This window comes from Oceanobacillus sp. NCCP-135, assembly GCF_059698015.1.
In genome coordinates this window covers 1-1936 of the sequence record NZ_BAAKSZ010000065.1, presented here as the reverse complement: position 1 = coordinate 1936, position 1936 = coordinate 1, and the positions used below count along the sequence as shown (strand labels likewise).

1 protein-coding gene is annotated in these 1936 nt (G+C 38.1%); it reads right to left on the bottom strand.

What is annotated here, in order from left to right; all coding sequences use genetic code 11:
- Nucleotides 1–550 precede the first annotated feature (550 nt).
- On the bottom strand, nucleotides 551–1741 hold the full coding sequence (locus AC6HVZ_RS19460) for a dicarboxylate/amino acid:cation symporter (protein ID WP_497559781.1): 1191 nt from the start codon (nucleotides 1739–1741) through the stop codon (nucleotides 551–553).
- Between the last annotated feature and the right edge of the window lie 195 nt (nucleotides 1742–1936).

Sequence of the window (1936 nt, the reverse complement as noted above, 5' to 3'; positions counted from 1 at the left end):
AGTTAAGCTCTCCAGCGCCGATGGTAGTTGGGGCTTTGCCCCTGCAAGAGTAGGACGCCGCCAGGCAAACGAAAAAAGCTAAGAAGCAAGTATATGCTTCTTAGCTTTTTTATTGTCTAGGAAATTATAAAATTTTGTGGCTGTGGATAACAAAGCAACCGAATCAGCCACGTCCGGCCCCAACGCTAAAGCCATAGCAGACTTCCTTCACCTCCGTACGATAAAGAAGACTTGCCGATTGGGAACCAGAGGCTTAGTCGCACTTATACCCTTGTGGTCAAAGTCAACATCGATTTGCATGCGCTCATCGTGTTTCTTTTTAGATGAACTTAATTTTTGCTTAAAAAGCAAAAATTTTAGTAAATCTTATACTTTGGAGTGAATCTCATACGGTTCCGTCCAGGACATACGATGATAAACGGGATCTTTCGCTCTTCCTCCGCCAATCACTTCATTATATAACATAAAAACATACCAACCAATAAAAATAGCACATCAATAGATAGTTTGATGTGCTATTTCTGCTTCTAAATAAAATAAATGTTGTGTTTTATAATGCTTGGGCTTTGTCCGTTTCCGTTATATTTCTACGTTTACTAATTGTATCGGTAATCGATGTAATTGCACCGTCACCGGTAACATTACATGCTGTTCCAATGCTATCTTGAGCTAAATATAATGCAATCATTAGTGATACCATGGTTGGTCCGAATCCAAGCATAGTCTCCAATAATCCGATTGCCGCCATAACTGCACCTCCAGGAACTCCAGGAGCTGCTATCATAGTCACACCCAGCATTAATATAAACGGCATGATTGAGTTGAATGTTGCCATATCTCCTTGCAAAAACATAACTGCAAGTGCACAGCTTACCAAAGTAATTGTACTTCCGGATAAATGAATATTAGCAAGTAATGGTACAGTAAAATCTGCAGTTCTTTCACGCACTTTTAGGGTTTTTGCCCTTTTAAGTGTTACCGGAATAGTTGCAGCAGAAGATTGTGTGCCTAGTGCAGTAAAATATGCTGGTGACATTTTTTTCAGCATCACAAATGGATTTTCCTTACTCAATGAACCTGCAATTGTATATTGTAAAATTAAATAAAGAATATGCAATATGATTATCATAACAAAAACTTTAGCAAATACACTTAAGATTGTAGTCACCTGTCCGGCGTATGTCATATTTGCAAAAATACCAAATATATGAAATGGGAGTAATGGAATAATTACTTTTTCGATAACTAATTGAATGATATCACGAAAATCTTCCGTTAAATGGAGTAATGTATCCCCTTTAATTGCAGCAATGCCAAGACCTATTACGAACGCTAGCAGAAGTGCAGTCATAACTCCCATGAGAGGTGCCATTTCAACTTCAAAGAATCCGCCCCTTAATGCTTCAGTCGGATCTGAAAATGCTTCCTGAGACTGTCCGCTTAATAATGTTGGATAAATGTTTTTTGCAACTAAAAATGCAACTATCCCTGCTATAATTGTAGAACTATAAGCGATTAAACCAGTCAGTCCAAGAAGCTTGCCTGCTCCTCGTCCCATGGATCCAATTCCCGGTGCGATAAACCCTAAGATAATGAGCGGTATAATAAATCCTAGGAAATTACCAAATAGTCCATTAAACGTGGCGAATAATTTTATCAACCATTCATTTGCAAACGATCCGATGGCTATACCCAATAGAATTGCTACAACTATTCTTGCTAATAATCCAAAACTTTTCATGGATGTTTCCTTCCCTTCTACATGTGTAATTATGTATAAAACAGACAACAATTCCATTTTACACAAAGTGTCATGAATAGTCTATTTATTTTTTATTAATAGAAAAACGCACCTAGATGGGTGCGTTTTTTGGCGTGCCCCACTGTTGCACAATCTAGGTGGTTCGAATCCACACGGTAACTTTACCCTTTGAAG